Raw genomic sequence first — 24,335 nt, forward strand, 5'->3', positions numbered from 1 at the left:
GTGTGGGGTCCGATAGTCTTGCTGGAGTTTCAACATGTCCGACGTTCTGCTGACCATTCCTGAAATCGACAGGCGTATTGCGGCGATCAGGGAAAATCTTCGCGAACTGATTGAGCAGGCAGCAGCCTTTTCCGGCGCCGCCGACGAAGAGCGGGCGTCCGAGCGGATAGCCGAACAGGAAGAAGAGCTCGAGCGTCTGACGAAGCGACGCGATGAACTTGCCAAAGGCCAGGCCTGAGCAAAATTCACCATTGAAACATATATATCCTCGGACAGCCTCGACGCGAGCCGTGTAAAGGACGGTATTCGCTCATCTATGTCGAACGATCCCCGATACAATTGCTGCTGACATCGGCACCGATACAAGCTATGTAGGTTGCAGCGACCAATGAGGAGAGCACTCTGATGAAAAATCACGGCACAGGAAACCACCGCTGAAAAGCAGTGCCGTGAAGGGCTGCTTTATCGGCCCGACCATCAGATTGATATCTTCGCCCTTGGAGGGCACTCATGTTTCGTCGCTTCGAAGATCTTGTCGATCCATTTCAGGATCATGACGAGCCGCAGCCATCACTCAAGGCCTGGCGCTATCTCCTAATTAACCTTCGTCCGTTTCGCACAGTCATGGCGATGAGCCTCAGCCTGACTGTCATCGGCGCGCTCATCGAGATCTGGCTCATCGGCTATTCCAGCAGGCTGGTGGATAATCTGGCCGTCGCCCGGCGGGAAGACTTTTGGGTATCCGAAGGGTTGGGCTTGCTCGCTGCAGCCGCCCTCGTCCTGATCGGAAGGCCGCTTACCGGTTATCTCCGCGAAAGCCTGGATGACATCGCGTTCCGGCCAAATGCCGAGACCCTGTTCCGTTGGCGGGCTCATCGTCACGTTCTTCGGCAATCAGTCGGCTGGTTTCGCCAGGATTTTTCCGGGCGTATCGCGAGCCAGGTGCGAGATATTGGCACCGCCGCAACGGGCGCCGCCTATGCCGTGCTGCACACGCTATCTTTCGTCACGATCTATGTGGCCGGCTCGCTCTGGCTGATGGCCTCGATCGACTCGCGCCTGATCTGGCCCCTCGTCGTCTGGCTTCTCTGCTATCTCGCACTGATGGCCTATGTCATCCCTCGCCTGCAGAAGGCCTCCGCGCAATATCAGGGAGCCTATGCCGAGCTGACGGGAATGCTGGTGGACAGCTATGCCAATATCGACCTCATTAAGCTTTTTGCCGATGCCAAGGCGGAAGACAAGGAAGCCCGTCGTCGTTTCGCTCAAACCCGCGAGACATTCGTTCGGGTGCAGAAGCTTGAGGTGCTTGTCAATTCGAGCATGCTGTTCCTCGGCAGTTTCCTCATCGTCGCGCTTGTCGGCTATGCGGTCGTCCTCTGGCAATCCGGTGGCGCGCCGCTAGGGCTGATCGCGGCATCACTCGCCTTGAGCTTCCGCATAACCGGCATGGCCGAATGGATGCTGGATGCCGTTTCCTCGCTCTTTGCCCATCTCGGCGCCATGCGGCAGTCACTGATGACCGTCTCGCAGCCGCTTGCGATTACCGATGCGCCGAACGCCGAGCCGCTTGCCGTCACCAAGGGCGAGATCGCCTTCCGGCAAATCACGCATCACTACGGCAAGGGAGATGGCGGGCTCGACGGCGTTTCGCTTCGAATTGCGGCAGGCCAGAAAGTCGGTCTTGTCGGCCGCTCCGGCACCGGCAAATCGACGCTGGTCAATCTGCTGCTTCGTTTCTTCGATCCGGAGGGTGGCATTATCGAAATCGACGGGCAGGATGTTCGGCAGGTGACGCAGGATAGCCTGCGCCGGCAGATTGCCGTGGTCGGCCAGGAGGCATCGCTCCTTCACCGCTCCATCCGCGATAACATCGCCCATGGCAATCCGCACTTTTCGGAAAATGCGATTCTGACTGCCGCCGAGAAGGCTGCCGCCAGCGATTTCATAGCAAAGCTGCGGGATCAGGAGGGGCGTACGGGCTTCGACGCTCACGCCGGCGAACGCGGCGTCCAGCTCTCGGGCGGTCAGAAGCAGCGCGTTGCAATTGCGCGCGCTATCCTGAAGGATGCCCCGATCCTGGTGCTCGATGAAGCAACCTCCGCCCTCGATTCCGAAGTCGAAGCCGAAATCCAGGATACGCTTTACGGCATCATGGAAGACAAGACCGTGATCGCCATCGCGCATCGCCTGTCGACCATCGCGCGCATGGACCGCATCGTCGTGCTCGATCACGGCCGCATCGTCGAGGACGGCACGCATGCGGAGCTGATCGCCCGGAACGGCATCTACGCGACGCTGTGGTCGCATCAATCCGGCGGCTTCATCGAAGACGACGAGCCGACGGCCGACTGACGCACAATAAAAAGCCCCCTCGAAAACCGAGGGGGCTTTCAAACCAGAACTGGAAGCCAGCCAGAACCTTAGGCCGCCTTGACTGCAAGCACCCGGTTTGCCGCCGAGACGATCGCCTCGAGGGATGCGGCAACGATATTGGTGTTGATGCCGGCGCCGAAAAGCTTGCCGCCCGCATAAGAGACCTCGACATAGGAGATCGCCGAAGCGTTGGAGCCATGCTGGAGCGAATGCTCGGAATAATCCTCGACCGACATCGGAATGCCGAGATAAATCGAGAGCGCATTGATGAAGCCGTCGATCGGGCCATTTCCCCTGCCTTCGATGCGCTTCACCTCGCCATTGTCTGTGATCTCGGCCGCGACGATGCGCTGTCCCTTATGCTCGGGATCGGCGAAAGTGTGGTGATCGACGAAGCGGATCCGCGCGTCCGGCTGCGTCACATAGCGCTCGATGAAATGTTCGTAGATGCGCTTCGACGGCAGTTCCTTGCCTTCCTCGTCGGTGATGCGCTGGATCTCCTCGCGATATTCCACCTGGAGATTGCGCGGCAGGTTCAAGCCGTAGTCCTGCTGCATGATATAAGCGATGCCGCCCTTGCCGGACTGCGAGTTGATGCGGATGATCGCCTCATAAGTGCGGCCGACATCCTGCGGGTCGATCGGCAGATAGGGCACTTCCCACACCGGATCGTTGGCGACCTTGGCAGCCTTCATGCCCTTGTTGATCGCATCCTGATGCGAGCCGGAGAAGGCGGTATAGACCAGCTCGCCGACGTAAGGATGACGCTCGCCAATCGCCATCTGGTTTGAATATTCGAAGACTTCCTTCATGCGCTCGATATTCGAGCAATCCAGCTCCGGATCGACCCCTTGCGTGAACATGTTCAGCGCCATGGTGACGACGTCGACATTGCCGGTGCGCTCACCATTGCCGAACAAGGTGCCTTCGACGCGATCGGCGCCCGCCATCAGCGCCAGCTCGGCGGCGGCGATGCCGGTGCCGCGGTCATTGTGTGGATGCAGGGAGATGATCAGGTTTTCGCGGTTGTCGAGATTGCGGCACATCCACTCGATCTGGTCGGCATAGATGTTCGGCGTCGCCATTTCGACCGTCGACGGCAGATTGATGATCAACTTGTTATCAGGCGTCGGTTTCACGACGTCGATGACGGCGTTGCAGATCTCCAAAGCCACGTCCAGCTCGGTGCCGGTGAAGCTCTCCGGCGAATATTCGAAGCGATAGCCGCCGCCGGCCTTGGCCGCCATGTCGGTGATCATCTTGGCCGCATCGACGGCGATCTGCTTGATGCCCTGCACATCCTTGGCGAACACAACGCGGCGCTGCAACTCGCTGGTGGAATTGTAGAAATGGACGATCGGCTTATTGGCGCCTTCCAGAGCCTCGAAGGTGCGGGTGATCAATTCCGGGCGGCACTGGACCAGAACCTGCAGCGATACGTCGGCAGGCACATTGCCTTGCTCGATGCACCAACGGGCAAAGTCGAAGTCGGTCTGCGAAGCCGACGGGAAGCCGATCTCGATTTCCTTGAAGCCCATATCCAGCAGCAGCTGGAACATGCGCGCCTTGCGGTCATGGCCCATGGGATCGACAAGCGCCTGATTGCCGTCGCGCAGGTCGACCGAGCACCAGATCGGCGCCTTGGTGATGACCTTGGACGGCCAGGTCCGGTCGGGAATGTTGATTTGCGGATAGGCGCGGTATTTCACCGCTGCTTCGGGCATGCCTTTGGGGGAATGGCTGTTCGCGTCCATGGTCTCGTCTCTTCCTTTCCCGTCATTTTGTCCCGCGTCTTAGCCGATCGGATGCGGCTTGGCGATGACAAATGCGGACCCTTTGCGGGTAAGCTGTCGATTTTAGGGTAAGTCGCGAGGAGCGATGGCCAGCGGGCTTTTCGGCCGCCGGGCGCTCCTCAAAGGACCCGGCAACCGCGCGTAAGGCCGAGGAGGAGAAGCGAGGTAAGGGCGCGCGTATTGTCACGCAAGGCAACGCGCCCACGTGCAATCTGTTCGGAAATCTTTGCGCCATTCAGCTTCATGGCCGCGCTTATAGCCGCCGGATCAAAAAGAAGCAACCCCTCGCCTACTTCTTCAGCATCTGCACGCCGCGCGACAGCGCCAGCATCAATCCGCCTGCGATCAGCCCCCAGAAGGCGCCGGAAACGCCGCCGAACGAAACGCCCGATGCCGTCACCAGAAACGTGATAGCGGCGGCCTCACGGGATTCCGGCTGCTGAAACGCGTTCAAGGCGGAGTTGGAGAGCGCGCCGACCAGCGCCAGGCCGGCCACCGCCTCGATGAGAACAGGCGGCGCCAGTGCCACGAAAGCCGTCACAGCACTCGCCAGCAATCCGAGGATCACATAGCCGATACCGGCGACAATCGCCGCCCAATATCGTCGCCGGGGATCGGCATGTGCATCTTGTCCAGCGCACATGGCGGCGGTGATCGCCGCCAGATTGACGGCATGACCGCCGAAGGGAACGGCAAGCAGCGAGAACACGCCGGTCACGGCAAACAGCGGACCTGGCTTCGGATCGTAATCATGCACCTTCAACACCGCGATGCCGGGAATGTTCTGCGACGCCATCGTCACGATGAATAGCGGCAGCGCTATGGACACGATGCCGGCAAGCGTGAAGACCGGTTTCACGAATTCGGCCGTCGGCAGCAGCGAATGTTCGAGCGAGGCAAAGGCACCATCCGGTATCTTCACGCCGAAGGCCAGCACCAGCGCGAAAGCGGCAAGTGCCGCCGGTACCGCCCATAGCCGCTTGAAAGACCCAACGACGATCCAGGCAAGGATGATCGGCAGGCCGAAGGCAGGATTGAAGGCAATCGCTTTGACGGGCGCGAAACAGAGGCCGAGCAGCACGCCGGCCAGCATGGCATTGGCAAGCGGCGCCGGGATGGATGCGACCGCCCGGCCGAAAGGCCGAAAAAGCCCGGCAATAACGATCAATATGCCGCAAACGAAAAATGCACCGACGGCCGCCGGGAAGCCGCCCTCGATCGCCCCTGCACTCGCCAGCAGCGCCGCGCCCGGCGTCGACCAGGCAATGCTGATCGGAAGCCTCGTCGCCATGCTGAGCACAATCGCGCAGAGGCCCATCGCAACGGAAAGCGCCGTCAGACCGGAGGCCGCCTGCGCATCCGTGGCGCCCACCACCTGCAGGCCGTGAAAGACCACGGCGAAGGAACTGGCAAAGCCGACGAAAGCCGTAAGGCATCCCATGAAGAGGCTTTGGATGGAAAAATCTTTGAGCATGGCGGCGGAGACTCAGAGGCGATGATCGATTGAAACCGCATGGAGCATCACAAGCATCGGGCGTGCAAGTGCAGTTCTGGACGAACTGACGGCGGGAAGGCCGGTCGATCGCCGTCTGTATCAAGCATGATTCAAATCGTGTGCAAATATGCAAATTGACTCTCTCGTTTATGCACGTTAATGCATGATTATGAGCAATCCACTCCCCTTGTCCCGCCGGGACGTTATCGAAGCGCGGCTCGCAGAGGGCCGGCAGATCGTTGCTGCATCTCTGGCTGTCGAATTCAACGTGTCCGAAGATGCCGTGCGCCGCGACCTGCGGGCGCTTGCCGCAGAGGGTAAATGCCGCCGCGTCTATGGCGGCGCGCTCCCCCTGCTGACACCATCGCAGCCCATGGCCACCCGCGTCGGACAGGAATCAGGCCGCAAGAAAGCCTTGGCCAAAGCCGCCGTTGCGATGATCGAGGCAGGCGAATTCCTGTTTTTCGACAGCGGCAGCACCAATCTCGCAATAGTCGATCTTCTACCGAAGGATCTGAAAGCGACCATCGCGACGAATTCCATTGATATCGCCAGCGCCATCATGAAGCGCGGCGATATCCCGCTTGTCCTGATCGGCGGCGCAGTCGATCCCGTCGTCGGCGGCAGCGTCGATGCGTCCGCCGTTGCGGCCATCGAGGCCATGAACATCGACCGTTGTTTTTTGGGCGTCTGCGCCGTTTCGGCAAGAAACGGCATCAGCGTGTACGAACATGCAGATGCGATCTTCAAGCGGACGCTACTGAAGAGAAGCGCTGCCCGCATCGCATTGATTACTTCGGAGAAATTTCACGAACGCGCACCGCACCGCATCGGTGGCGCCGACGATATCGACTGGCTCGTTGTCGAGGATGACTTGCCTGCCGCAGACGAAAAGGCGGCCTCAGACGCCGGCTTCTCGCTCGTCAAAGCAAGCGACGTCACGTCATCCTCCTGATTTCGAAAGACAAGAAATGACCATGCAATCCACGGATCGGCCGGAAACCCGGCTGGCAACACGACTTGCTTTTCTGGTCGGGGGCTTCGCCCTCGCCTGCTGGGCTCCACTCGTCCCCTTCGCCAAGGCTCGTCTCGGGGTCGATGACGGCGTGCTTGGCATGCTGCTGCTTTGCCTCGGCCTGGGCTCGGTGGCGGCGATGCTGGCGACCGGCATGCTCAGCACCCGCTATGGTAGCAAGCCGATCATCATCGCAAGCGGCCTCGGCCTCGCGCTCATTTTGCCGACATTGGCCGTGGCAAGCACGCCATTCACCCTCGGCATTGCGCTGGCGACCTTCGGCGCCTGCCTCGGATCGCTCGATGTCGCCATGAACATTCACGCCGTCGAAGTGGAGAAAGGCGCAGACCGGCCACTAATGTCCGGCTTCCATGCGCTGTTCAGCATCGGCGGCTTCATCGGTTCCCTGCTCGTCACGCTGCTCCTGTCCGTCAAGGCCGGCCCTCTCGCCGCCACGCTTCTAAGCGCGGCCGTGATGGTCGTCGCCATGATCGTCGCATGGCCCCGGCTGCTGCGGACCGTCCCCGCGGAAGATGCCCCGCTTTTCGTTGTGCCACGCGGCTTCGTCCTGCTGCTCGCCGCGCTGGCAGCAATCACCTTCCTCGTCGAAGGCGCGATCCTAGACTGGAGCGCCTTGCTCCTCACGACGCAGGACCAGGTCGACGCAAGCCATGGCGGCCTCGGTTACATGCTGTTTGCCATTGCGATGACGATCGGACGGTTGAGCGGCGATGCCATTACAGCAAGGGTCGGTGACAGGGCGGTCATGCTGTGGGGCGGCGTGATTGCAGTCGCGGGCTTTGCCGTCCTCCTTCTCAGTCCGATTTCGATCCTCGCAATGGGCGGTTTCCTGCTGATCGGCCTTGGCGCCTCCAACATCGTCCCGGTGCTCTTCCGCAAGGGCGGCGCGCAAAAGATCATGTCGCCGGGCCTAGCCGTCGCGGCCATCACCATGACGGGATATGCCGGCGTGCTCGTCGGCCCCGCCGGCGTCGGGTTTGCGGCGGATCATCTTGGCCTGCCCGGCGCCTTCTGGATGCTCGCTCTGTTGCTCTGCATCGCTCCTCTCTGCGCCGGCATCATCACCCGCAATCACGAACAGGAACAGGGAGAGACCAATGCGGATCGCTCATACCGCTCTATGGACGCATGATCTCGATGCCGCCGCGAGTTTCTGGGAGACCTATTTCGGCGCAACCGTCGGTGAACCCTATCGAAGCCAGCGACGGCCTGGCTTCGTCTCCCGCTTCATTTCCCTGCCGGAAAGCAACGCCCAGATCGAACTGATGACCGGTCCCTGGCTTCCCTGTGACCCGCAAAGTGAACGCATCGGCTGGGACCACATTGCCATATCGCTCGGCAGCAAAGCTGCCGTGGATGCGCTGGCTGAACGATGCAAGACGGATAACTGCTTGAAATCAACGCCGCGCACCACCGGCGACGGCTTCTATGAGGCTGTCATCACCATGCCCGAGGGAACACCGGTAGAGATCACCATCTAGGAGGCGCACTCCGCTTGTAACTTAAGCTTTCGAGTTCGCCGCTCCCCGGAAACGTTGCAACCTCCAGAGTGGCGAAGGCTGGCGGCGGAGATTTCTGCCGCCAGCTTTGGGCTTTCGATCAAAGCTGATTCATCGCAAAACGCCCCCGCCAGCCTTCCGGCAAGCGAGGGCGCTCAATTCAATCGGGAAAACCGTCAGATCAGATCTCTGCCTGCGAAGTCACGATGCGCGAGACCAGACCGTAAGCCTTGGCTTCCTCGGCGGAGAGCCAGTAGTCGCGATCCGTGTCCTTGGCGATCTTTTCGATTGGCTGGCCGGTGGCTTCCGAGAAGATCCTGTTCAGGCGCTCGTTCATCTTGATGATCTCGCGTGCCTGGATCTCGATGTCGGAGGCCATGCCGCGCGTGCCACCCGACGGTTGATGCAGCAGGAAGCGCGTGTTCGGCAGGCAAATGCGACGCTCCCTGGGAGCGGAGACATAGATCAGCGCTCCGGCGGAGGCGACCCAGCCCGTACCGATCATCCAGACCTTCGGCTTGATGAACTTGATCATGTCATGGATGGAATCGCCTGATTCGACGTGGCCGCCGGGCGAATTCACATAGATGCGGATGTCATCGTCGCTGGCGGCGGAAAGCGCCACGAGCTGCGAGCAGACCTTCTGCGCCAGTTCCTGCGTGATGCCGCCATAGATGAAGATCGAACGCGACTTGAAAAGATTCGCCTCCGCGTCCTTGCCCAAGGGCTGCTCGGTCTTCTTGTCTTCCTGTTCGTCTTCGTCGTTCATTCAACTCTCCAGCATGATGCGTCATTCACCGCACATAGTGCGACTCAATGCGTAAAACAATGCCGGAAAAAGACAAGGCGGGAATAGCGACTGACAACATGGTGTTATGGTTGCGGATTACCGAAATGTAACTTGAATGGCTTTGAAAAGCCGAGATTTGATCCTACGTCAGGTGAGCGCGGTTAAAAATCGCGCGCCGAATTTGCAGCACGGATAGCCAAGGAGGCCATCATGTCGCCAGAAGAACGTCAATTGCTTGCTTCTCTCTTCGATCGCGTGCGCGGTGCCGCCAGCACGCCCCGCGACGCCGATGCAGAGGCCTTCATCAACCAGTCGGTTCGCGACCAGCCCTATGCCCCCTATTTCCTGGCGCAGGCCGTCATCATGCAGGAACAGGGCATGAAGGCTGCGGCCGATCGCATCCAGCAGCTCGAAGCCCGCGTGCACGAGCTCGAGCAGCAGGGCGCCGACAATCATCCGCAAGGCCAGAGCGGCGGTTTCCTGGGCGGAATTGGCTCGCTCTTCGGCGGCGGCCAGCAGCAGCGCGCCGCCGCACCACAGGGTGGCAACCCGCAGCAGCAGGGTCGCCTCTATGACGACTATGCCCGCAATGCGCCTCAGCCCGGCCCATGGGCTGGCCAGCCGCAACCATCCGGCCCATGGAGCCAGCAGGCATCAGCTCCTTCGGCCGGCGGCAGTTTTCTGCGTGGTGCGCTCGGCACGGCTGCCGGCGTCGCCGGTGGCGTCATGCTGGCGGAATCGCTCTCAAGCCTCTTTAGCCCGCATCTGGGCGGAACTGGCGGCGGCCTCTTCGGCGGCAATGCCGGCAGCGGCCTTTTCGGTGGAACGGCGGCCAATGCAGCCGAACAGCCGGTGCAGGAAACGATCATCAACAACAACTATTTCGGCAATGACGATAATAGCGACCAGAATGATCAGAGCGCGGCCGATTACGCACAGGACGCTGCTCAAGACGCTCAGGACGACGATTATGATGACTCGTCCTATGACAATGGCGACGACAACTCGTTCGCCTGAGCCGCAACCTCATCGCATCTAGCAGAAAAGCCGCCATCCCCGGATGGCGGCTTTTTCATTCAGCCTCGGCCGCGATAGGGCTGCACACCCTGATCCGGCAGCCACACACTCTCCGGCGGCTTGCCGGTCTGCCAGAAGACGTCGATTGGAATGCCGCCGCGCGGATACCAGTAGGCACCGATGCGCAGCCACTTCGGCTGCAGCAGATCCACCAGGCGCTTGGCGATGTAGATCGAGCAATCCTCGTGGAAAGCACCATGATTGCGGAAGGAATGCAGGAAGAGCTTTAGCGACTTCGATTCGACCAGCCACTCGTTCGGAATGTAGTCGATGACGATATGGGCGAAATCCGGCTGTCCCGTCATCGGGCAGAGCGAGGTGAATTCGGGCGCGGTGAAGCGCACGACGTAGTCCGTGCCGGCATGGCCGGATGGTACCTTCTCCAGAACGGCCTCTTCCGGATTGCTGGCCGTTTCCGTCTGGTTGCCGAGCATCGACAGGCCGGACACATCGGTCTTTGGCATCTCAGGTCTCCTTGATCACTTTGACGCGGATACCATGGGCCTTCTCGCCCTCCGGCTCCACATGAATGGTTATTTCGGCGCCCGCATGGATCGCCCTTATGGCATCTTCAAGGCGATCGCAGATTCTATGTGCCTCTCGCACCGGCATGGCGGCGGGCACGACCATGTGAAAATCGACAAAGGTCACAGCCCCCGCCCTGCGCGTCTTGAGATCGTGCACACCGAGCGAGCCCTCGGCATTCCCCGCGATCGCATTCTTGATAGTCTCCTCCTCTTCCGGCAGGACGGCCTTGTCCATCAATCCGTCAATCGAAGTGGAGATGACCTTCCAGCCCTGGTAGAGAATGTTGATGGCAACGAGAATGGCAAGTACGGGGTCGAAGATCGGCTGGCCGGTGCCGAGCGCCAGCAACAGACCGATGAGCACGCCGATTGAGGTATAGACATCCGACATGATGTGCTGGCCGTCCGCCGTCAAAGCCGGTGAGCGATGCGTCCTTCCGGCGCGGATCAGCGTCAAGGCCCACGCACCGTTGATGACGCCGGCGACGAAGTTGATGGCGAGGCCGAGCAAAGGCGCCTGCATCGGCTGCGGATTGCCGAGATGCCCGACCGCTTCCTGCACGATCATCAGCGCCGCAACGACAATCATCACGCCTTCGGTAACGGCGGAAAGATATTCCGCCTTGTGATGACCAAAGGGATGATCGTGATCGGCCGGCTTCTGCGCGTAACGGATGACGAAAAAGGCGATGAAGGCGGCAACGACATTGACGAGCGATTCAAGTCCATCGGACAGAAGCGCCACGGAGCCCGTCAGCCACCAGGCCAGCATCTTCAGCCCCATGACGCCGAGCGACAGCGGAATGCCCCAAAGGGCGAGCCGCCTGATCGTATCGTTTCCTTGAGCACTCATGCCCTTCTCCAGTATCCCGCGCCGTGCTTATGCGAATGAATTGCAAAAAAGGCGCCGTTGAAATGCAAAACCGCCCGCGCGGATTTTCGCGCAGGCGGCTTATTGACGGTCCATATGGGCCAGGACTTCGCGTTTGTCAAAGGCAGTCACTTTTTCACACGACAATTCGTTGCCGATGTGCGGATTGAAGGAAGCGCCATCCGGGCAATACATTCGCGGAACATGAGGAAGACGTTTCCCAAACCGCCGTTCCACGACAATTGGAAGCCGATAATGCGCTCGCCTGTGGAAAATCGTCCTGGTAGTTTGGCTTGCCATCCAGCACTAAGCTGTGCTTCAGCCTGGTGTGCAAGGGTCGGCGATACCGGCCGATAGCCGCCGCCTAATGAAAATCATGGTTGAACATGCCCGCTCCTGAAAAGACTGCCGATGATACACCGTCCATCGCCGACGCTCCCGCGGGTGTGTCGGACCATCTGGTCACAGCCGGGGCATTTTCGGAGGGGGAACGCAGCGCCGTCTATCGCGCCATCGAGACCCGGCGTGACGTGCGCGACCAGTTCCGACCCGATCCCCTTCCCGATGATCTCGTCCGGCGCTTGCTCGAGGCGGCCCATTCGGCACCGTCGGTCGGCTTCATGCAGCCATGGAACTTCATCCTCATTCGTCAGCCAGAGACGCGCGAACGCGTGTGGCAGGCCTTCCATCAGGCCAATGAGGAAGCCTGCGCGATGTTCGAGGGCGATCGCCGCGCGCAGTATCAGCGGCTGAAGCTCGAAGGCATCCGCAAAGCGCCGCTCAGCATCTGTATTACCTGCGACACCAAGCGCGGCGGTCCCGTCGTGCTCGGTCGCACGCACAATCCGGATACCGATGTCTATTCGACCGTTTGCGCTGTCCAGAATCTTTGGCTAGCAGCAAGAGCCGAGGGCGTCGGCGTCGGCTGGGTCAGCATCTTTCATGAGGATGCCATCAAGGCGATCCTCGGCATACCCGAGCATGTGAAGATCGTCGCATGGCTCTGTGTCGGCTATGTCGACGAGCTCTACGACATGCCGGAACTCGCCGTGAAAGGATGGCGTGACCGCCTGCCGCTCGACAAGCTCGTCTTCGAGGAAGGCTGGCAGGACTGCGAGGATATGTGAGGGTGGCAACCCTGCAGAAACCCTCTATAGATCAAAGCGTTACGACCTGAACGCAACAAACGAGATCACGTTGCCATCCGGGTCGCGGACGTGAAAATCGGTGCCTCCCCAAGCCTGCTTGGTGAGTAGCTGCGCAAACTCCACGTCCTTCGCCTTGAACTCCTCGAACAGTCCCTGGACATTCGAGACCTCGATCGACGCCAGAATCAGCGCACCCTCTTTCGCTGCAGCAGCAGCAAAATAGGGTTCATAGACGAGCCGCAAGTGAATCCAGATGCCATCACGCGACACGGCACCGTAGAATGGCGGCAACCCATGCAGAAATTCCTCCGCAAAGCCAAGCTTCTCCCTGAAGAAGACTGCGCTGGCCGTCACATCCCGCACGAAAAGGATCGGAACCACACTCTTAAAAATCGGCGGTTCTGCCAATGCGGCCGGCATCTTCGGCGCATCCGCTGCGACGGACTTCAATTCCGCCCAGCTCCTGTGGCCCGCTTCGACCGCAACGATCTCCTGCGCTAGCGTTAGGGGGAACTTCATCGCCAGGATCTCGCGATCCGTCAGCTCCTTGAAACGATCGAGCATTCGGACTCTTCCGCCAATGGAATAGTCGCGCTCACGGTGCCAGCGCATCAAGAGCTTAGCTTGCTTGCGGTAGGTATCGAGGGTTGGCATGAGCAGACTCCTGCTGAATGATATCAGCGGGCAGGCCTAGCCCTTTCGGCCCGATGCCGATGTGCCCCACAGGAACGACGCAAAGACTAGGATACAACCTGAAGCAAGTCAAACCGCCTCAAGGCAGGGCATGGCGTGCTACAAAGCGTTTATCGTCATTATGCAGCCTCAGAGACATTCGCAGCATCCAGGGCAAGGATGTCCAAAGGCCGGAGGTCAATCCTGCCTGCCTCAGTGCGGCAGCCGTCCAAGTATTGCATCCCATCAGCGCGTTGAAATAACCCTGCGCTTCGAAGAACGCATCGTTTGGCCCGTAATTGCTGCCAGGCAGAGGTATCGGGCCATTGTCGGAGCGATCAAAGCTGGTAAGGATGAACTGCTTCAGTCGCTCCAGCCCTTCGGCATCGATGTCGACGACCGTCACAGCCGATGCATCCAGCGGGATATCGCCCCCCAGCTCCGCATGAATGACGGAACGGTCCAGCGCGAAACTCTTCAACACGGGACCAGCCTTCAAATCGGCCCATGTCCGCGTCTCCGTATAGAAGCTCCGGCCACCCCAGCCGAAGATGAGATAGCGCAGGTTGGGATTGTCGAGATCGAGCCCGGTCGTTCGAAGGAAGGCAAAACGAATGAGGAGATCGCTATCGACGGGAATAGCAATGTCCGTATGGATGGGGTTGCTGAGCACCAGGATTTGCTGGAAGCGTTCGGTGCGGACGGCCGGCCCGTCATGCCAGAGCGGCCGTGGCACGACGATGCCTAGACCCACAAGGAGCACGACGGCAAGAACGGCGAAGAAAACGCCCTTGAATATTCTTAAGATCACCGACTGAAAGCCCCTGCAATACTGAATTCTTTCAGCGGTTTGTTGGTTCTTTCAAGGCATAAAAATAGCCCCATGCACTTTTTCCGAGTGCATGGGGCTAGCAAATTCTGCGCTCCAAACGCTGGCCTCAGGCGGCCTTCGTCTTCGCCCGCCGCGCCAGATGCGCCACGACATTCTCGATCATCCGCATGCCGGCATCGCCGCCAAGCGTCATGATCGATTCCGGGTGGAACTGGACGGCTGCGATCGGCTCCTTCACATGCTCGATGCCCATGATCGTGCCGTCTTCGCTCTCGGCCGTGATCATAAAGTCGCGCGGCAGGCTCGACGGATCGGCAAAGATCGAGTGATAACGACCAACGGTCACTTCGCGGCCAAGACCGGAGAAGACCAGACCGGGCTCCAGCACGCGGATGCGCGAGGGCTTCCCATGCATCGGGATCGCCAGATGGCGCAGCTCGCCGCCATAAGCTTCGGCTAGCGCCTGCAAGCCCAAGCAGACGCCGAAGATCGGCAGGTTACGCGCCCTCGCCTTCTTGATCGTCGCCTTGCAATCGAAATCCTTCGGATTGCCGGGACCCGGCGACAGCACGACGAGATCCGGATCGAGCCGGTCGAAGACGTCTTCCGGCACCGGCGTACGCACGGTCGAAACCGTCGCGCCCGTCTGGCGGAAGTAATTGGCAAGCGTGTGGACGAAGCTGTCTTCATGGTCGACGAGCAGGATCTTCACACCCTTGCCGACGGAAGCAACGTCCCGTTGCTGTTTGCCGGAATTGCCGGCCTTGGCGTCACGAATGGCGGAAAGCATGGCGGAGGCCTTCAATTCGGTTTCGGCTTCTTCTTCCTCGGGGATCGAGTCGTTGAGCAGCGTTGCGCCTGCCCGCACTTCGGCAATGCCGTCCTTGATGCGCACGGTGCGCAGCGTCAGGCCGGTGTTCATGTCGCCGTTGAAACCGACCATGCCAATCGCGCCACCATACCATGCGCGCGGGCTCTTTTCATGGCTCTCGATGAAGCGCATCGCCCAAAGCTTCGGCGCGCCGGTGACGGTGACGGCCCAGGCGTGGCTGAGGAAACCGTCAAAGGCGTCCATGTCGTCGCGCAGGCGGCCCTCGATATGATCAACCGTGTGGATGAGGCGCGAATACATCTCGATCTGCCGGCGGCCGATGACCTTGACCGAGCCTGGCTCGCAGACACGGCTCTTGTCGTTGCGGTCGACGTCGGAGCACATGGTCAGCTCGGATTCGTCCTTCTTGGAGTTCAAGAGCTTCAGGATCTGCTCGCTATCGGCGATCGGATCGTCGCCGCGCTTGATCGTGCCCGAAATCGGGCAAGTCTCGATGCGGCGGCCGGAAACGCGCACGAACATCTCAGGCGAAGCGCCGACGAGATATTCCTGATTGCCGAGATTGATGAAGAAAGAATAGGGAGACGGATTGATCGCCTTCAGGCGCTTGGAAATATCCGATGGCTTGCTCTCGCAGCGCTCCATGAACTTCTGGCCGGGCACGACTTCGAAAAGATCGCCCTTGCGGAAGCTCTCCTTCGCCTTGACCACCAGCTCGGCATATTCGCCGGCGCGATGATCGCTCTTCGGCGGAATGGCATCGGTGTGCCGGAACGGCTCGGGCGCGATCTCGCCCGACTTGCCTTCCGTCGAAACGTCGCCTTTGGCGAAATCGTAGCGATCGATCCAGGCCTTGGCGGAATAGTTGTCCACCACCAGGATTTCGTCCGGCAGGTAAAGCACCATGTCGCGCTGGTCGTCCGGGCGCTTGAGCTTCAGATCGATCGCGTCGAACTGGAAGGCGAGATCATAGCCGAAGGCACCGTAGAAGCCGATGCTGGCATCCGCCTGCGAGTAGAAGAGATCGGTCACGGCGCGCAGCACGGTGAAGACCGTCGGCATTTTCGAGCGCTCTTCCTCGGTAAAGACGCGATCCGGCGTCTTTACGGTCAGATCGAGCCGGCGGGGCATCGAGGCGCCAAGCACCACTTCGGAAACTGTCTTCAGCTTCTCCGCGATGAAGCCGAGGATGACCTCGCCGCGCTCGTTGTAGGCTTCGATCCAGACATCGCGCCCGTTGCAGGAAAGACCGAGCGGCGGGTCGACGATGGCGGTGTCCCAGCGTGTATAGCGGCCGGGATATTCGTAGTTCGATGAGAAGACCGCACCGCGGCGCTCGTCGAGCTTGTCGATATAGGACGACACGGCATCCGCATAGGGCGTCGGCCGGCGCTGCCGGGTGACGGTGATGCCGCCCTTCGTCTCGTAGATTTCCGCACCGTCATCCCGAAGGATCGTTACCATTGTTCCTCACTCCGTTATCAGGCCCGGATGACAGGCGGCCAATATAACAAAAAAGCCGCCTCGAAATCTCGGGCGGCTCACTCGTCGTCTTTGAACACGATTGGTCGAGGCCGCCTCAGCGAGCCCACCACCAAACTGCGATGTTGTTCAAGGACATGTTCATGGCAGGAATTGTTAGCGTGAGATGCCGCGATGCGCAAGCGGAAGATGGAACGAAATTTCCGGTATGGGATAGCAGCTTCCGCCCGCGATCGATCAAGGTTCGTTAGACGCGACCACTTTCGGAATGGCGGAGCTTCGGCAAAACCAGATCGCCAACGGTGTAGGTATGGAATTCGCTCGTCGAAACCTCGTCGAGCCTGCGGAATTTCTCGACAAAGACCGGATCGGAGAAGAATTCGTCGACATTGCCGGCGCCTTTGATGGCTTCGATATTCACAACCGTCAGACCGTCCGTGCTCTTGGCAAGGTTGCTCCAGAGGAATCCTTCTTTCCGCTCGGCGACATAGTGAACGACATCCTGGATCATCCGGAAGGCTTCTTCCTGCTTGCCGGGATGAACGTGGATGACATTGACGATGAAGGTGGTCGGCTGCGGCTGGGCGATGAAATGTGCGGAATTCGTATTCATTGCGGTTCCTTCTGGAAAAGCGGCGTCATTGCCGCGCCGACACTGGATATCGAGGTTGAGATAGCGGATAAATGATCCGGTATTCTCATAAGACCGGAATTATATTCCGCAATCGGAGTGGCGATGGACAGGCTTGGAACGCTCGGCATCTTTGTGCAGACGGCGGAAGGTGGCAGCTTCGTCGCAGGCGCGCGACGGCTTGGCCTCTCCAGTTCCGCCGTGGGCAAGGCGATCGCCCGCCTTGAGCAAGAGATGGGGGTCCGCCTCTTTCACCGCTCGACCCGGAGCATGACCCTGACCGAAGAAGGCAGCTTCTTTCTCAACACCTGCCGGCGCATTATCTCTGAGCTGGATATGGCTCAGACAGAGCTTTCGAAATCGCACGCGGCTCCTCGCGGTCATCTTCGCGTCAGCCTCCCCCTGGCCGGAATGCTGCTGATGCCGGCGATATCGGCTTTCATGCGCACCTATCCCGATATCACGCTGGATCTGGATTTTACCGACCGGCTGGTCGATGTGATCGAGGAGGGATTCGATGCGGTCATCCGGACCGGCGACGTCAGGGACACGAGGCTGATGAACCGCAAGCTCGGCACATTCCGCTTTCAAATCGTCGCCGCACCCAACTATCTGAAAGCGGAAGGAACCCCGCTTGCACCTGAGGACCTGCTGCAGCACAAATGCCTGCATCATCGCTATCCCAGCACGGGCAAGCTGGAGCCGTGGCCTCTGGTGCGCAATGGGGAGGAGTTGCGGCTCACCTTGCCGACGACGACGATCGCCAGCACCATCGAACCGCTCATCCATCTTGCCGAAAACGGATTTGGCATCACATGCCTGCCGCCCTTTGCCGTCAGCGCACAAATCGCCGACGGCCGGCTTCTGCCACTGCTCGAAGACAATATCGCGAAGACAGGCATCTTCCGCATATTGTGGCCCACAAGCCGCTATCTCTCTCCGAAAATACGGATCTTCGTGGATTTCATGGCGGCCAATCTGTTTTCGGGTCAGTTGGCCGCCTGAAGATTCTGCCCTCGTCTACTCTTGCGCTCTGGCGGCTTCGAAGAACTCCTCGGGACCATCCACCTCGACCAGTCGCTTCCGGTCGATCAGCCAGAAGCGATTGCCGATAGATCGCACGAAGCTGCGGTCGTGCGAGACGAGAAGGCAGCTTGCCTCATTTGCCGTCAGCTCGCCCTCCAGCGCCTCCTGCCCATCGATATCCAGATGGTTTGTCGGCTCATCGAGCAGGTAGAAGTTGGGATTGGTCAGCCGCAGCGCCAGCATGGCAAGCCGCGCCTTCTGCCCGCCGGACAGACGGCCGATCTCTTTTCCCTGCATATCGATACCGATGCCGACACCGACCAACAACGTGCGGGCACGCTGTTCGCCGAGCTCGAATAGGCGCGTGATCATGCCGAGCGGCGTGTCCTTCTGGCCGAGATTGGAGAGCGCCTGATCGCTGTAGCCGAGCACAAGCGACGGCGTCGGCTTGATCGTACCGCCGACGGCCTGATCGGCAATCGCCCTGCGGATCATCTCGACGAACCGCGTCTTGCCCGCGCCGTTCGGGCCGAGCAGCACGATGCGATCGCCCTGGCAAATCCACTGCTGGCCGGTCTTGAACAGCAGCGTACCGTCTGGCGTCGTCACCGATGCATCCTCCAGCGTCAGAAGCACTTTGGCCTGAATGCCGCGATTGGCGAGCTTGATCGAGCCGGAGGAACGCTCGCGGTAGCCCGGTCTCGCGCTGTCCTCCAGTTTCTCGGCCCGAGCTTTCAATTGCTTCGTCTTGACGGTCAAGAGATCGCTGCCGGAGTTGACACCGAGATTGTAGAGCTTGGCCGCCTGCTTACGCAGCTGCTGTGCCGTCTTCATCTCTTTCTGATAGCGGCGTTCATCCGAAGCATCGACCTCGTCCAGTGCCGCACGCGCCCGGCTATATGGCAGCGCATAGGTTTGCGACTGGTCCTGGCGCAGGAACAGGGTTCGGCTGCAGACGGCATCGAGGAAGGCACGGTCGTGGCTGGCGATGAGGACGGGCACGTCGCGCGGCAGGGCATTCAGCCAATCCTCCAGCAGCGCGATCTTGGCGAGATCGAGATGGTTGGTCGGCTCGTCGAGCAGCAGCAGGTCGGGCTCCGTCACCCATACGCGGGCAAGCATGGCAAGCCGCTGCCAGCCACCGCTGAGCTGAGCCAACGTCCTCTCCCGCATCGCCTCTGGCACATCGAGCGAATCAAGGGTGACGTCGACGCGCCAGCTCTCGCTCTCTACCTGCTCCTTGGGCAAAGCGCGCAGAACGGCGTCATAAAAGGAGACATCCATAAGATCCGCCGGCACATTCTGTTCGACGTAGCCGATGCGCAAGCCTCGCGCGCGGGTGATCTCGCCCATGGTCGGCTCCTGCCTGCCCGTGATGCAGTTGAGCAGCGTGGTCTTCCCGCGTCCATTCGCGGCGACGATGCCGACGCGGTCACCGGCATCGACGGTGAAGTTGAGATTGGAAAACAGCGGCGCACTCATGGTGACGCCCAGATTGCGGAGATTGATCAGAGTCATGGTCTTTTCCGGTCTCGATCGAGCATCTCAAGGCATCGCCGGCGGCTCCTTTTGCCGCGCTAAATCGATGCCAAAGGCCCAAGCAGGCCAATACTCGAAAACATGTCATGACGCGGCCGCGCAAATACGCCGGCTCACGTCGCCCAAGGGGCAGACCAGGAGGAATGAGTGAGAAACAGCCTCTGATCAGCCCTGCAAACGCATCTGCAGGGCACGAGTCGGACCGAACTGGCGAATATGCCAGACTATCTTGCTCATATGGTCCTCCTCTCTTTTCTCTCGACGGGTTTAAGACTGTGCGGCTCGAATAGCATCAAGCGTTGCGATTTTCAATTGCACAAACCACGGGACGCTACGCATGAGGGCAAAAAAGAGGCGATGCCGAAGCATCGCCCAAGGTTGCTGCATTGATGTAACCGCTTAGAACCGTTGCGTCAGCGTCAGCTTGAAGGTTCGGCCAGGCTCGGAATAGTAGGATGCTGGCTGGGTTAGCGTGCCGCTATAGGACGGCGCGTTGAGCGCGTCGTAATAGGTCTTGTTGAAGATGTTGTAGACGCCGCCGCGAATGCTGAGGCCCTTCACCTGCTCCGGTTCCCACCATGCTGTGAGGTCGAAGATACCGTAGGCGGGGGTCTGCAGCGTGTCGCCTGTCTTCTTCGCCTCGCGAGCCGCGGTGATGAAGGTCAGATCCGTTCCCCAGACTTCGGTCGCATAGCCGACGGTGAAGGCAGCCTTGGCCGGGGCGACGGAATTGATCCATTGTCCGGTATCGGAGTCCTTGCCGTTCACATAGGCGACGGAGCCCTTTATGTGGATGCCGTTGTCGAACTTCTTGTGCGCATTGACCTCGACACCGAACATGCGGACGTTGGCGCGATTGAAGTATTCGGTAATCCCAAGCGGATAGGTGCCTGTGGGATCGCGATAATTCAGCGTGTCGATGAAGTTCTTGTACTTGTTGTAGAACGCACCGATATGGCCGCCGAAATCGTCGTCACCAAGGTTGGTGCCGATTTCGATGCCGTTGCTGGTTTCGGGCTTCAGGTCGGGGTTGCCGTAGGTGACATAACCGCCGGGCACGCCGTAGTTGACGTAGAGTTCGCTGACACTGGGCGCACGGAAGGCCATCGCCCATTGCGCATAGAGCTCGACATTGTCCTGAGGCTGATAGGAGGCGCGCAGCTTCGGCGAGAAGCGGCTGTCGGATTGCCCGGAGGGCAAGCCATTATAGTTGGCGCTGTCGCGATAGGCAGCCGTGTTCTTCGGCGAGTAATCGTACCAGTCGAAGCGAAGACCCGGCGTCAAATAGAAATTGCTGGAGCCCAATTCGATCTTGTCGTCGATGAAGACGCCGACGCGCTTGCCATCGACATCGGGCATATCGGACTGGTTGGTGTGCAGGAAGGCGCAGGAAGCACGCCAGCGAGGAAGTGCGCAGCTATCCTCGCCGGCCGAGTACTGGTGAACCTTGTCGAAGGCAACATCGAGACCAAAAGTGACTTGGTGATGCAGGCTGCCGGTATCGAAAGACTTCGATGCATTGCCGGCGAAGCCGATGCTGCGATCTTCCATTTCATTACGGCGCCAATAGTCGCCGATGACGGATGTATAGCGATAGCCTTCCACACCGCCTTCGCGCAGAAGATTCTGCCAGTAGAAAACGGCGTTGGCGGTATCGAGCAGCGAATCGGCACTCTCGGCTTCATATTTGTAATCGAGCGACACGCGATTGCGCTCAACATTGTCTGTCCCGTTATAGTTGCCGGGCCGGAAGTTTCCGGTCGGGCTCTGCAGGGTCATGAGATCGGTGGTTTTGTCCTTGTTATAGTGCTCGGCCGCGATGCCGAAGGTGCCGATGTCGGTATATTGACGGATCTTGAACAGGCCGCTTCTCTGATTGTAGTCAGCCGGATTAGCCTCGGTGCGCTTGGTCGAATAGCCGCCGACATCGCCGTTGTTCTCCAGCTCATGACCATGCGTGTAGCCGCCCTGGAAGAGAACAGCGGTATTGTCGATGCGCTTGGCAATCGCGGCTGAACCGCCGATGCTGCGGTCGTCGCCATTATAGCCGAACTTGAAAACACCGCCCCAGGTAGAACCGGGCGCAATCAGATCTTCCGGCTCCAGCGTACGCAGCACGAAGGCACCGCCGAGAGCGCCCGAACCGGCACGACTGGAATCGGCGCCGCGCACGATATCGACGCTCGAAAGCGCATTGAAATCAAAGCTGTTGACGCCGCCATTACCACCATTATTGGCGCCATTGGCGCTGCCGCGTGAAGCATCGAGAAGGAAAGGAATTTGAATGCCGTCGACCGTCGTTAGCACACGGTCATCACCGAGGCCGCGAATATTAACACCGCCGGTAGCGCGGTTGAAGCCGACGCCGACCTCGGTGCTGCGGCCGAGATCCTCGATACGCGTGATCTGGTTCTCGTCGATTTCCTTGGCCGTCGTCTCGCTGGCGGTCGGGGAATCCGCAAGCACGTCCTTGTTCGCCTTGCCTTTGCCCTTCACGACGATCGGTTTCAGATTGGTGACGCGGTCACCCTTTGCCGCCTCGCCCGTCGCCTCGTCATTCGGGGCTGCGGTCTGCGCAAGAGATGTCGTCGCCAGCCCGAGAGCGAGAAACGCGGTGCATGCCAATAGAACCGAGCGGGATCGCCGGACAACCATAACCATTCCTTTCGAATTGCTTCACCGGGCTGGCTGGTTGCTGCGTCGAATGCAGGCAAGGGGCTGGCTAGGTTATCTTGTTAACGGGCGGAAATATCCCGCCTTCTTTCTGCCGCATAAAAAACATGAGTATTATTGTCAATATATTCGGAGTGCATAATCATGAATAAAATTGTCACCTTTTAAGACAAGAGATGAACGTTGCTGAATTGCAACGAAATCACAGCCTCGCGCGTTCTATCGGCATCATCATTAGAATTGGCTGAATTACTTGATGCTGTTTAGAATTATCTTATTAGTCTCCGCCGCCGTCCTTCTCATGGCCACGTCTCTCCCTCAGACCGGCCCGATACCTGAGCAAAAACCGGATCAGGAACAAGTTCAGCCGGATGGCAAAGCGCCGATCCCTACAGAAAAACCCGCAACATCACCAAACAGCCCCGTCATTCCGGCGGGCAAACCGACGGCTCAACCGGAGGAAAAGCCGGCTTCACAGCCGGAGGAGCAAACAAGCGGCCAACAGATGCAAGGCCCTCCCCGTCCACCCCTGACCATCGCTTCCGAACCGGATGACGAACACCAGGCCTGCCTGAAGGCGCTGACCGCCATCGGAGCAACCTTCAAGGAGATCGCCCGCATCGATGATGGCAACGGCTGCGGCATCGACAAGCCGATCGCGCTTAGCTCCCCGCTGCCGGGCATAGAATTCAAGCCCGAGGGGCAAATGCGCTGCGAAGCCGCTCTCGCCTTGGCTCAATGGATGAAGGAAAGTGTCATTCCGTCAGCCGCGGCATTGGACTATGGCAAGATCGTCACGATTAACCAAGCATCGACCTATGTCTGCCGGCTGCGCAACAATGCTTCCACCGGCAAGATCTCCGAGCATGCCCGCGGCAACGCCATAGATGTCGCGAGCTTTACCTTCGAAAACGGCAAGACCATCGCGATCGAGCCGCGCCGCGAAGATCCGACGCTCACAGGCGCATTCCAGCGCGCAGCCAGCGCCTCGGCCTGCCTTTATTTCACGACCGTTCTGGATCCGGAGAGCGATGCCGCGCACGAAAGCCATTTCCATCTCGACGTCATCGAGAGGAATGGCGGCTTTCGCTATTGCCACTAGAAATGCGTCGCGGGGAATCGACGGGGCGTTGATCTTTAAATTCCGTCATATTCAGAGACCTGCATTCGAGAACCACAGGTCTCTATAGATCGCAACCGCCGTTTCATCCGGCGCTCGATCCTGGGTGAGCCAAACCGACTGGATGGAGCGAGCCTCGCCTCCACTTGGCGTTTTCGTGGTTTGCATGGGATCGGAAGCTCCGATGCAGGGAATGAAATAGGCCGGCATCAAGGCGCGGGCGCTGAACCCCTGCTCTGCGCGTATGATCAGGACGGCAAGCCCGACCTTATCATTCGCCTGCCAGGGCACGATGATCCGGCCGCCGAGGCGCAGCGCCTGCAACCACGATATCGGCGGCGCCACCACCCCCGCACTCACGTAGATCAGATCCGCTTGCGGAAGCTCCAGCTCGGTCGCATCGGCGCAGATGACGGAGGCGTTCTCGAACGAGGCAAGATTATCGCGAGTGCGGCTGGCCAATGCCTCATCAATCTCGACGGCGTGAACATGGCCGCCCGGTGCCACCAGCGTCGACAGAATGGCCGTGTAATATCCAGTTCCCGTGCCGATCTGGATAACCGTCTCACCGGGCTGCGGCGCGACGGCACCTAAGAAAGCAGCATGGAGAAACGGCTCGCCATTATTGATGCCCTTGGATTTGTCCAGGGAGACCAAAACATTCTGATAGAGAAAAGCCGGATCACTGCTTGGCGTTTCGAGATGGCGTCCCTTGACCACGATCCGCCAAGGCCCTGGCCCCATGAAGGCCTCACGGCGAACGAGGCGAAAGGCCTGCTCCAGCCTTTCATCCGAAGAATTGCTGGCAGCCGCCATCATCTTCGCATGGAAGTCCCGTATCTCATCCAAACTTGCACGGCTATCAGCAGTCACGATCCGTCTCCGTCTTGACGATGCTTGAACCGTGCCGATTTCT

21 protein-coding genes are annotated in these 24,335 nt (G+C 59.7%); 9 read left to right on the forward strand and 12 right to left on the reverse strand.

The genetic code is table 11. From position 1 onward, the window contains the following. The first annotated feature begins 34 nt into the window (after window positions 1-34). Both FHT85_RS03155 and FHT85_RS03160 read left to right on the forward strand, forming a co-directional pair. The gene (locus FHT85_RS03155) at window positions 35-238 is read left to right on the forward strand and encodes a hypothetical protein (RefSeq protein WP_015340649.1); all 204 of its coding nucleotides are present in this window, start codon (window positions 35-37) and stop codon (window positions 236-238) included. 272 nt (window positions 239-510) lie between these two features. Continuing rightward, entirely contained in the window at window positions 511-2,355 is a 1,845-nt protein-coding gene (locus FHT85_RS03160) for an ABC transporter ATP-binding protein (protein ID WP_112411596.1), read from the forward strand. Between the two features lie 68 nt (window positions 2,356-2,423). Here FHT85_RS03160 and leuA read toward each other — a convergent pair whose 3' ends face one another. Both leuA and FHT85_RS03170 read right to left on the reverse strand, forming a co-directional pair. Next, window positions 2,424-4,130, reverse strand: coding sequence for a 2-isopropylmalate synthase (gene leuA, locus FHT85_RS03165; protein ID WP_112399106.1), 1,707 nt, complete (start codon window positions 4,128-4,130; stop codon window positions 2,424-2,426). Window positions 4,131-4,458: 328 nt separating this feature from the next. Next, window positions 4,459-5,643, reverse strand: a complete 1,185-nt coding sequence (locus FHT85_RS03170) for a benzoate/H(+) symporter BenE family transporter (protein ID WP_112334287.1) — start codon at window positions 5,641-5,643, stop codon at window positions 4,459-4,461. Window positions 5,644-5,833: 190 nt separating this feature from the next. Between FHT85_RS03170 and FHT85_RS03175 the strand changes: the two genes are divergently transcribed. From FHT85_RS03175 to FHT85_RS03185, 3 genes are read left to right on the forward strand one after another with little or no spacing between them, the layout of a single operon-like run. Then, window positions 5,834-6,619, forward strand: coding sequence for a DeoR/GlpR family DNA-binding transcription regulator (locus tag FHT85_RS03175; RefSeq protein ID WP_112411744.1), 786 nt, complete (start codon window positions 5,834-5,836; stop codon window positions 6,617-6,619). 22 nt (window positions 6,620-6,641) lie between these two features. Beyond that, complete coding sequence (locus FHT85_RS03180) at window positions 6,642-7,832, forward strand: MFS transporter (protein ID WP_112411743.1); 1,191 nt, start codon at window positions 6,642-6,644, stop codon at window positions 7,830-7,832. Beyond that, window positions 7,798-8,181 carry a VOC family protein gene (locus FHT85_RS03185; RefSeq protein WP_112411595.1) on the forward strand — a complete coding sequence of 128 codons (384 nt, stop codon included), beginning with the start codon at window positions 7,798-7,800 and terminating at the stop codon, window positions 8,179-8,181. The genes FHT85_RS03180 and FHT85_RS03185 overlap by 35 nt, the downstream gene beginning before the upstream one ends. Before the next feature lie 199 nt (window positions 8,182-8,380). Here FHT85_RS03185 and FHT85_RS03190 read toward each other — a convergent pair whose 3' ends face one another. Beyond that, on the reverse strand, window positions 8,381-8,968 hold the full coding sequence (locus tag FHT85_RS03190) for an ATP-dependent Clp protease proteolytic subunit (RefSeq protein ID WP_112334285.1): 588 nt from the start codon (window positions 8,966-8,968) through the stop codon (window positions 8,381-8,383). 231 nt (window positions 8,969-9,199) lie between these two features. Here FHT85_RS03190 and FHT85_RS03195 point away from each other — a divergent pair, with 231 nt between their 5' ends. After that, window positions 9,200-10,006: a DUF2076 domain-containing protein gene (locus FHT85_RS03195; RefSeq protein ID WP_112334284.1), complete on the forward strand. Its 807-nt coding sequence runs from the start codon at window positions 9,200-9,202 to the stop codon at window positions 10,004-10,006. A gap of 59 nt (window positions 10,007-10,065) precedes the next feature. Here the strand turns inward: FHT85_RS03195 and queF are convergent, their stop codons facing one another. Together queF and FHT85_RS03205 are read right to left on the reverse strand one after the other, a co-directional pair. Continuing rightward, window positions 10,066-10,530: a preQ(1) synthase gene (queF, locus tag FHT85_RS03200; RefSeq protein ID WP_112411594.1), complete on the reverse strand. Its 465-nt coding sequence runs from the start codon at window positions 10,528-10,530 to the stop codon at window positions 10,066-10,068. Window position 10,531: 1 nt separating this feature from the next. Further along, on the reverse strand, window positions 10,532-11,446 hold the full coding sequence (locus FHT85_RS03205) for a cation diffusion facilitator family transporter (protein WP_112334282.1): 915 nt from the start codon (window positions 11,444-11,446) through the stop codon (window positions 10,532-10,534). 404 nt (window positions 11,447-11,850) lie between these two features. On the opposite strand from FHT85_RS03205, the gene bluB reads away from it, so the two are divergent. Beyond that, on the forward strand, window positions 11,851-12,591 hold the full coding sequence (gene bluB / locus FHT85_RS03210) for a 5,6-dimethylbenzimidazole synthase (RefSeq protein WP_246712036.1): 741 nt from the start codon (window positions 11,851-11,853) through the stop codon (window positions 12,589-12,591). Window positions 12,592-12,630: 39 nt separating this feature from the next. Here bluB and FHT85_RS03215 read toward each other — a convergent pair whose 3' ends face one another. The 4 genes from FHT85_RS03215 to FHT85_RS03230 all read right to left on the reverse strand — a co-directional run bounded on the left by FHT85_RS03215 (window position 12,631) and on the right by FHT85_RS03230 (window position 17,043). Then, window positions 12,631-13,266, reverse strand: a complete 636-nt coding sequence (locus FHT85_RS03215; protein ID WP_112411593.1) for a VOC family protein — start codon at window positions 13,264-13,266, stop codon at window positions 12,631-12,633. A 118-nt stretch (window positions 13,267-13,384) separates the two neighbouring features. After that, window positions 13,385-14,095: a TIGR02117 family protein gene (locus tag FHT85_RS03220; protein ID WP_312861321.1), complete on the reverse strand. Its 711-nt coding sequence runs from the start codon at window positions 14,093-14,095 to the stop codon at window positions 13,385-13,387. A gap of 127 nt (window positions 14,096-14,222) precedes the next feature. Further along, window positions 14,223-16,412, reverse strand: coding sequence for an anthranilate synthase (locus tag FHT85_RS03225; RefSeq protein WP_112399112.1), 2,190 nt, complete (start codon window positions 16,410-16,412; stop codon window positions 14,223-14,225). A 265-nt stretch (window positions 16,413-16,677) separates the two neighbouring features. Next, window positions 16,678-17,043 (reverse strand): antibiotic biosynthesis monooxygenase, encoded by a 366-nt coding sequence (locus FHT85_RS03230; RefSeq protein ID WP_112411592.1) that lies wholly within the window; start codon window positions 17,041-17,043, stop codon window positions 16,678-16,680. A 123-nt stretch (window positions 17,044-17,166) separates the two neighbouring features. On the opposite strand from FHT85_RS03230, the gene FHT85_RS03235 reads away from it, so the two are divergent. Next, window positions 17,167-18,066 (forward strand): LysR family transcriptional regulator, encoded by a 900-nt coding sequence (locus FHT85_RS03235; protein ID WP_112411591.1) that lies wholly within the window; start codon window positions 17,167-17,169, stop codon window positions 18,064-18,066. A gap of 15 nt (window positions 18,067-18,081) precedes the next feature. Here FHT85_RS03235 and FHT85_RS03240 read toward each other — a convergent pair whose 3' ends face one another. Together FHT85_RS03240 and FHT85_RS03245 are read right to left on the reverse strand one after the other, a co-directional pair. Continuing rightward, window positions 18,082-19,605 carry an ABC-F family ATP-binding cassette domain-containing protein gene (locus FHT85_RS03240; RefSeq protein ID WP_112411590.1) on the reverse strand — a complete coding sequence of 508 codons (1,524 nt, stop codon included), beginning with the start codon at window positions 19,603-19,605 and terminating at the stop codon, window positions 18,082-18,084. Between the two features lie 420 nt (window positions 19,606-20,025). After that, window positions 20,026-22,281 carry a TonB-dependent hemoglobin/transferrin/lactoferrin family receptor gene (locus FHT85_RS03245; RefSeq protein WP_112411589.1) on the reverse strand — a complete coding sequence of 752 codons (2,256 nt, stop codon included), beginning with the start codon at window positions 22,279-22,281 and terminating at the stop codon, window positions 20,026-20,028. Between the two features lie 319 nt (window positions 22,282-22,600). Between FHT85_RS03245 and FHT85_RS03250 the strand changes: the two genes are divergently transcribed. Beyond that, complete coding sequence (locus tag FHT85_RS03250) at window positions 22,601-23,401, forward strand: extensin family protein (RefSeq protein ID WP_112411741.1); 801 nt, start codon at window positions 22,601-22,603, stop codon at window positions 23,399-23,401. Between the two features lie 51 nt (window positions 23,402-23,452). On the opposite strand, the gene FHT85_RS03255 is transcribed toward FHT85_RS03250, so the two are convergent. Beyond that, on the reverse strand, window positions 23,453-24,292 hold the full coding sequence (locus tag FHT85_RS03255) for a methyltransferase domain-containing protein (protein ID WP_112411588.1): 840 nt from the start codon (window positions 24,290-24,292) through the stop codon (window positions 23,453-23,455). Between the last annotated feature and the right edge of the window lie 43 nt (window positions 24,293-24,335).

The organism is Rhizobium sp. BK312, from assembly GCF_014193605.1.
Taxonomy (GTDB): Bacteria; Pseudomonadota; Alphaproteobacteria; order Rhizobiales; family Rhizobiaceae; genus Rhizobium.